The 7530-nt window shown below is 58.2% G+C and carries 3 protein-coding genes, 2 tRNA genes and 3 rRNA genes (1 of these 8 cut by a window edge); all 8 read left to right on the top strand.

What is annotated here, in order from left to right:
* Positions 1 to 141 (top strand): 16S ribosomal RNA (locus PSPA7_RS25790) (it extends 1395 nt beyond the left edge of the window).
* Between the two features lie 64 nt (positions 142 to 205).
* Positions 206 to 282, top strand: a tRNA-Ile gene (locus tag PSPA7_RS25785).
* A 28-nt stretch (positions 283 to 310) separates the two neighbouring features.
* Positions 311 to 386, top strand: a tRNA-Ala gene (locus tag PSPA7_RS25780).
* Between the two features lie 224 nt (positions 387 to 610).
* Positions 611 to 3501: ribosomal RNA gene (locus tag PSPA7_RS25775) — 23S ribosomal RNA — on the top strand.
* 143 nt (positions 3502 to 3644) lie between these two features.
* Positions 3645 to 3760, top strand: a 5S ribosomal RNA gene (rrf, locus tag PSPA7_RS25770).
* The 16S, 23S and 5S rRNA genes sit together here with 2 tRNA genes alongside, the layout of an rRNA operon.
* 146 nt (positions 3761 to 3906) lie before the next feature.
* Positions 3907 to 4614: a paraquat-inducible protein A gene (locus PSPA7_RS25765; protein ID WP_079262211.1), complete on the top strand. Its 708-nt coding sequence runs from the start codon at positions 3907 to 3909 to the stop codon at positions 4612 to 4614.
* Positions 4601 to 5221, top strand: coding sequence for a paraquat-inducible protein A (locus PSPA7_RS25760; protein WP_012077451.1), 621 nt, complete (start codon positions 4601 to 4603; stop codon positions 5219 to 5221). The genes PSPA7_RS25765 and PSPA7_RS25760 overlap by 14 nt, the downstream gene beginning before the upstream one ends.
* Positions 5214 to 7520: a PqiB family protein gene (locus PSPA7_RS25755; RefSeq protein WP_012077450.1), complete on the top strand. Its 2307-nt coding sequence runs from the start codon at positions 5214 to 5216 to the stop codon at positions 7518 to 7520. Before PSPA7_RS25760 ends, PSPA7_RS25755 begins: the two co-directional genes overlap by 8 nt.
* Positions 7521 to 7530 lie beyond the last annotated feature (10 nt).

Raw genomic sequence — 7530 nt, 5'->3', positions numbered from 1 at the left:
CCCGTCACACCATGGGAGTGGGTTGCTCCAGAAGTAGCTAGTCTAACCGCAAGGGGGACGGTTACCACGGAGTGATTCATGACTGGGGTGAAGTCGTAACAAGGTAGCCGTAGGGGAACCTGCGGCTGGATCACCTCCTTAATCGAAGATCCCAGCTTCTTCATAAGCTCCCACACGAATTGCTTGATTCACTGGTTAGACGATTGGGTCTGTAGCTCAGTTGGTTAGAGCGCACCCCTGATAAGGGTGAGGTCGGCAGTTCGAATCTGCCCAGACCCACCAATTGTTGGTGTGCTGCGTGATCCGATACGGGGCCATAGCTCAGCTGGGAGAGCGCCTGCTTTGCACGCAGGAGGTCAGGAGTTCGATCCTCCTTGGCTCCACCATCTAACAATCGTCGAAAGCTCAGAAATGAATGTTCGTGAATGAACATTGATTTCTGGTCTTTGCACCAGAACTGTTCTTTAAAAATTCGGGTATGTGATAGAAGTAAGACTGAATGATCTCTTTCACTGGTGATCATTCAAGTCAAGGTAAAATTTGCGAGTTCAAGCGCGAATTTTCGGCGAATGTCGTCTTCACAGTATAACCAGATTGCTTGGGGTTATATGGTCAAGTGAAGAAGCGCATACGGTGGATGCCTTGGCAGTCAGAGGCGATGAAAGACGTGGTAGCCTGCGATAAGCTTCGGGGAGTCGGCAAACAGACTTTGATCCGGAGATCTCTGAATGGGGGAACCCACCTAGGATAACCTAGGTATCTTGTACTGAATCCATAGGTGCAAGAGGCGAACCAGGGGAACTGAAACATCTAAGTACCCTGAGGAAAAGAAATCAACCGAGATTCCCTTAGTAGTGGCGAGCGAACGGGGATTAGCCCTTAAGCTTCATTGATTTTAGCGGAACGCTCTGGAAAGTGCGGCCATAGTGGGTGATAGCCCCGTACGCGAAAGGATCTTTGAAGTGAAATCGAGTAGGACGGAGCACGAGAAACTTTGTCTGAACATGGGGGGACCATCCTCCAAGGCTAAATACTACTGACTGACCGATAGTGAACCAGTACCGTGAGGGAAAGGCGAAAAGAACCCCGGAGAGGGGAGTGAAATAGAACCTGAAACCGTATGCGTACAAGCAGTGGGAGCCTACTTGTTAGGTGACTGCGTACCTTTTGTATAATGGGTCAGCGACTTATATTCAGTGGCGAGCTTAACCGAATAGGGTAGGCGTAGCGAAAGCGAGTCTTAATAGGGCGTTTAGTCGCTGGGTATAGACCCGAAACCGGGCGATCTATCCATGAGCAGGTTGAAGGTTAGGTAACACTGACTGGAGGACCGAACCCACTCCCGTTGAAAAGGTAGGGGATGACTTGTGGATCGGAGTGAAAGGCTAATCAAGCTCGGAGATAGCTGGTTCTCCTCGAAAGCTATTTAGGTAGCGCCTCATGTATCACTCTGGGGGGTAGAGCACTGTTTCGGCTAGGGGGTCATCCCGACTTACCAAACCGATGCAAACTCCGAATACCCAGAAGTGCCGAGCATGGGAGACACACGGCGGGTGCTAACGTCCGTCGTGAAAAGGGAAACAACCCAGACCGCCAGCTAAGGTCCCAAAGTTGTGGTTAAGTGGTAAACGATGTGGGAAGGCTTAGACAGCTAGGAGGTTGGCTTAGAAGCAGCCATCCTTTAAAGAAAGCGTAATAGCTCACTAGTCGAGTCGGCCTGCGCGGAAGATGTAACGGGGCTCAAACCACACACCGAAGCTGCGGGTGTCACGTAAGTGACGCGGTAGAGGAGCGTTCTGTAAGCCTGTGAAGGTGAGTTGAGAAGCTTGCTGGAGGTATCAGAAGTGCGAATGCTGACATGAGTAACGACAATGGGTGTGAAAAACACCCACGCCGAAAGACCAAGGGTTCCTGCGCAACGTTAATCGACGCAGGGTTAGTCGGTTCCTAAGGCGAGGCTGAAAAGCGTAGTCGATGGGAAACAGGTTAATATTCCTGTACTTCTGGTTACTGCGATGGAGGGACGGAGAAGGCTAGGCCAGCTTGGCGTTGGTTGTCCAAGTTTAAGGTGGTAGGCTGAAATCTTAGGTAAATCCGGGGTTTCAAGGCCGAGAGCTGATGACGAGTCGTCTTTTAGATGACGAAGTGGTTGATGCCATGCTTCCAAGAAAAGCTTCTAAGCTTCAGGTAACCAGGAACCGTACCCCAAACCGACACAGGTGGTCGGGTAGAGAATACCAAGGCGCTTGAGAGAACTCGGGTGAAGGAACTAGGCAAAATGGCACCGTAACTTCGGGAGAAGGTGCGCCGGCTAGGGTGAAGGATTTACTCCGTAAGCTCTGGCTGGTCGAAGATACCAGGCCGCTGCGACTGTTTATTAAAAACACAGCACTCTGCAAACACGAAAGTGGACGTATAGGGTGTGACGCCTGCCCGGTGCCGGAAGGTTAATTGATGGGGTTAGCGCAAGCGAAGCTCTTGATCGAAGCCCCGGTAAACGGCGGCCGTAACTATAACGGTCCTAAGGTAGCGAAATTCCTTGTCGGGTAAGTTCCGACCTGCACGAATGGCGTAACGATGGCGGCGCTGTCTCCACCCGAGACTCAGTGAAATTGAAATCGCTGTGAAGATGCAGTGTATCCGCGGCTAGACGGAAAGACCCCGTGAACCTTTACTGTAGCTTTGCACTGGACTTTGAGCCTGCTTGTGTAGGATAGGTGGGAGGCTTTGAAGCGTGGACGCCAGTTCGCGTGGAGCCATCCTTGAAATACCACCCTGGCATGCTTGAGGTTCTAACTCTGGTCCGTGATCCGGATCGAGGACAGTGTATGGTGGGCAGTTTGACTGGGGCGGTCTCCTCCTAAAGAGTAACGGAGGAGTACGAAGGTGCGCTCAGACCGGTCGGAAATCGGTCGCAGAGTATAAAGGCAAAAGCGCGCTTGACTGCGAGACAGACACGTCGAGCAGGTACGAAAGTAGGTCTTAGTGATCCGGTGGTTCTGTATGGAAGGGCCATCGCTCAACGGATAAAAGGTACTCCGGGGATAACAGGCTGATACCGCCCAAGAGTTCATATCGACGGCGGTGTTTGGCACCTCGATGTCGGCTCATCACATCCTGGGGCTGAAGCCGGTCCCAAGGGTATGGCTGTTCGCCATTTAAAGTGGTACGCGAGCTGGGTTTAGAACGTCGTGAGACAGTTCGGTCCCTATCTGCCGTGGACGTTTGAGATTTGAGAGGGGCTGCTCCTAGTACGAGAGGACCGGAGTGGACGAACCTCTGGTGTTCCGGTTGTCACGCCAGTGGCATTGCCGGGTAGCTATGTTCGGAAAAGATAACCGCTGAAAGCATCTAAGCGGGAAACTTGCCTCAAGATGAGATCTCACTGGGAACTTGATTCCCCTGAAGGGCCGTCGAAGACTACGACGTTGATAGGCTGGGTGTGTAAGCGTTGTGAGGCGTTGAGCTAACCAGTACTAATTGCCCGTGAGGCTTGACCATATAACACCCAAACAATCTGACGATTGTGTGTTGTAAGGTGAAGTCGACGAACCGAAAGTTCGCATGAACCGCAAACACCTTGAAATCACATACCTGAATCCGGATAGACGTAAGCACAAGCGAACGGATATCCAACCGAATTGCTTGACGATCATAGAGCGTTGGAACCACCTGATCCCTTCCCGAACTCAGAAGTGAAACGACGCATCGCCGATGGTAGTGTGGGGTCTCCCCATGTGAGAGTAGGTCATCGTCAAGCTCCTATCCCAAAACCCCTGGCCAGCAATGGCCGGGGGTTTTGCTTTGGCGCGCGGAAAAGTGGCAGGCGAGCGGCGCCGCGGAGGATAATCGAAAAACTTCGAGAGCTGCCGGGCGGCGTACTTCCGAGGCCTTCAGGGGCGCGATTTGCACGGTGCGCTCGTCTACAATAGCCGACAAATCCAGCCGAGCTCATTCATGTCCGATACCGATGTCCGTGGCCTGCAGGATCTTCCCCTGGAAGAACTGGTCGCCTGCCACGAGTGCGACCTGTTGATGCGCCGGGAGCCTCTCGGTCCGGGCGAGAAAGCCAATTGCCCGCGTTGCGGCTTCGAATTGGCTGCCCATCGCCATCAATGGAAACGCCGTTGCTTCGCACTGGTTCTGACGGCGCTCTTCCTTTATATCCCGGCCAACTTCCTGCCGATCATGAATCTCAGCCTGCTCGGCCAGACCCGCAGCGACACGGTCTGGACGGGTGTCCTCGGTCTCTACGACAGCGGCATGCAGGGCGTCGCCATCCTGGTATTCCTGTGCAGCATGGTGATTCCGCTGATCAAGCTGCTCTGCCAACTGCTGGTGATGATCAGCGTGCGCTTCGGCATTGCCCGGCATACCGGCATGCTGCTCTATCGCGGCTATCACCACTTGCGCGAATGGGGGATGCTGGAGGTCTATCTCATGGGCATTCTGGTATCCATCGTCAAGCTGGTCGACATGGCCGACCTCAGCCTGGGTATCGGCCTGGCCTGCTTCGTGGCACTGCTGTTCACCCAGGTCTGGCTGGAGGTCACCATGTCGCCGCACCAGGTGTGGGAAGCGCTGGGAGGCGAGGACGACGATGCGCGCCCTTGATGCCGGGATCCTGGTGTGCGGCGAATGCCACCAGTTGAATCGTGCCGACGCGAGCGAACACCCACGCTGCAGCCGCTGCGGCGCGACGCTGCACGCCCGGCGCCCGAACAGCCTGACGCGGACCTGGGCGTTGCTGATCACCGCGGCGATCCTCTACATCCCCGCCAACCTGCTGCCGATCATGACGGTCAACCTCTTCGGCAGCGGGATGCCCGCCACCATCATGGAGGGCGTGGTCGAACTGGTGCACGCCGACATGTTCCCGATCGCCATGGTGGTGTTCGTCGCCAGCATCCTGGTGCCGACCTTCAAGCTGGTGGGCATCGCCCTGCTCCTCTACTCGGTGCAGCGGCACCAGCCGATGTCGGCACGCCAACGGATCCTGATGTACCGTTTCATCGAGTGGATCGGGCGCTGGTCGATGCTCGATATCTTCGTCATCGCCATCCTCGTGGCGCTGGTGAACTTCGGCAACCTGGCGAGCATCGAGGCCAACCTCGGCGCCGCCGCCTTCGCCAGCTTGGTGGTTCTCACCATGCTGGCCGCCGTGACTTTCGATCCCCGGCTGATCTGGGACAATACCAATCTGGATGACGAGAATGACTGATCTGCCAAGTCCGAAGAAACACAAGACCTCGAACTGGTCGGCGATCTGGGTGCTGCCGCTGGTGGCCCTGGCGATCGGCGCCTGGCTGGCCTGGCGTGCCTTCGACCAGGCCGGGGTGGACATCCAGGTCCGCTTCGAGAGCGGCGACGGGATCCAGGCCAACAAGACCGAGGTGCTGTACAAGGGCATCTCGGTGGGCAAGGTGACCGACCTGCATGTCAGCAAGGACATCAAGGGTGTGGTCGCGACCATCGAGATCAAGAAGGAAGCCCAGGAATACCTGAGCAAGGACACCCGCTTCTGGCTGGTCAAGCCGCGCGTTTCCCTGGCTGGCGTCACCGGCCTGGAAACCCTGGTATCCGGCGTCTACATCGCGGTCGATCCGGTGAAGGGCGAGAAGGAAGAACGCTACTTCACCGCGTTGAAGGAGCCGCCACCCCTTTCCGACAAGCTGCCCGGCCTGCACCTGACCCTCAAGGCCGATCGCCTGGGCTCCCTGGAGCAGGGCAGCCCGGTGTTCTACCGGCAGATCCAGGTCGGCCAGGTGAAGAGCTTCCAGCTCGGCGACGACCAGCGCACCATCGAGATCAAGGTGCACATCGAGCCGGCCTACGCCGACCTGGTGCGCAAGCACACGCGATTCTGGAACGCCAGCGGCATCTCCATTTCCGGCGGCCTTTCCGGCTTCAAGGTGCACAGCGAGTCGCTGCTGACCCTGGTTGCCGGCGGTATCGCCTTCTCCACTCCGGAGAACCGTGCCGATAGCCCGCCCACCGATCCGAGCAAGCCGTTCCGCCTGTACGACGACTACGACGCGGCCCAGGCCGGTCTGCGCGTGAAGCTGAAGATGAACGACGTCAGCGGCATCGATCCGGGCCGCACGCCGGTGATGTTCAACGGCGTGCAGGTCGGCCTGGTCAAGTCGATCGACATGGGCAAGGACTACAGCAGCGCCACCGCCGACCTGGCGATGGATCCGCGGGTCGAGGACATGCTGCTCGAAGGCACCGAGTTCTGGACCGTCAAGCCGAGCATCTCGCTGGCCGGGATAACCGGTCTCGAAGCTCTGGTCAAAGGCAACTACATCGATGTGCGCTTCGCCAAGAGCGGTGCGCCGAGCCGTGAGTTCACCATCCGCCCGAAAGCACCGCCGCTGAACACCGACGCGCCCGGCCTGCACCTGGTGCTGACCAGCGACAAGCTCGGCTCGATCGATATCGGCGCGCCGATCCTCTACCGCCAGGTCCGCGTCGGCAGCGTGCAGAGCTACCAGCTCTCGCGTGACCGCCAGCGGGTGGTGGTGGGCGTGCACATCGAGCCGGAGTACGCACACCTGGTGAACACCTCGACGCGCTTCTGGAACTCCAGCGGGATCACCCTGACCGGCAACCTGAGTGGCGTGCAGGTGAAGAGCGAGTCGCTGCAGACCCTGATCACCGGGGGGATTTCCTTCGACACCCTGGATCCGAAGGCGCCGACCGTGACCAGGGTGCGCCGCTTCACTCTCTTCGACAGCGAGGAGGCGGCCATGGCCCGCGGCGTGGAGATCCAGCTGAGCATCGACAACGCCGACGGCCTGCATGAAGGCACGCCGATCCGCTTCAAGGGCCTGGACATCGGCAAGATCGAAAGCGTCGAGCTGAATCCGGACCTCTCCGGGGTGCTGATGAAGGCTCGCCTGACTTCCGCCGGCGAGCGCGTCGCCCGCAGCGGAACCCGCTTCTGGGTGGTGCGTCCGGCGCTCGGCCTGTTGCGTACCGAGAACCTCGGTACCCTGGTCAGCGGCCCCTATATCGAGGCGCTGCCGTCGAGCACGCCGGGCGAGCGCCAGGCACGCTTCCAGACCCTCGCCGAAGCGCCCAACCTGCTGGGCCGGGAAAGCGGCCTGCGGTTGACCCTCAGCGCGCCACGCAAGGGCTCGATCAAGCCGGGCAACCTGGTGACCTACCGGCAGATACCGGTGGGCAAGGTGATCGACCTCGCCCTCGGCCAGCAAGCCGACCGGGTGCTGATCGACATCCTCATCGAACCGCGCTACGTACCGCTGGTGCGTACCGGCAGCCGCTTCTGGAATGCCAGCGGCTTCGGCGTCGACGCCAGTCTGTTCAAGGGCCTGTCGCTGCGCACCGAGTCGATGGAGGCGCTGATGGAGGGCGGCATTGCCTTCGCCACCCCGAACAATGCGCAGATGGGTGAACCGGCCAAGCCGGGGCAGACCTTCGCCCTGTTCGATTCGGCCAACGACGAGTGGCTGGAGTGGGCGCCCAAGATTCCTCTGCAGGAAACCGCCCGCCGCTGATGCTCGGACC

The sequence above is a fragment of the Pseudomonas paraeruginosa PA7 genome (assembly GCF_000017205.1).
Classification (GTDB): domain Bacteria; phylum Pseudomonadota; class Gammaproteobacteria; order Pseudomonadales; family Pseudomonadaceae; genus Pseudomonas; species Pseudomonas paraeruginosa.
The sequence above is the reverse complement of the archived record's forward strand: the minus strand, read 5'-3'. Positions and strand labels throughout refer to the sequence as shown.

What these genes read in the sequence shown, in the direction of transcription:
- PSPA7_RS25755 (WP_012077450.1), top strand. Translation starts at nt 5,214, where the DNA reads ATGACTGATCTGCCAAGTCCGAAGAAACACAAGACCTCGAACTGGTCG.
- PSPA7_RS25760 (WP_012077451.1), top strand. Translation starts at nt 4,601, where the DNA reads ATGCGCGCCCTTGATGCCGGGATCCTGGTGTGCGGCGAATGCCACCAG.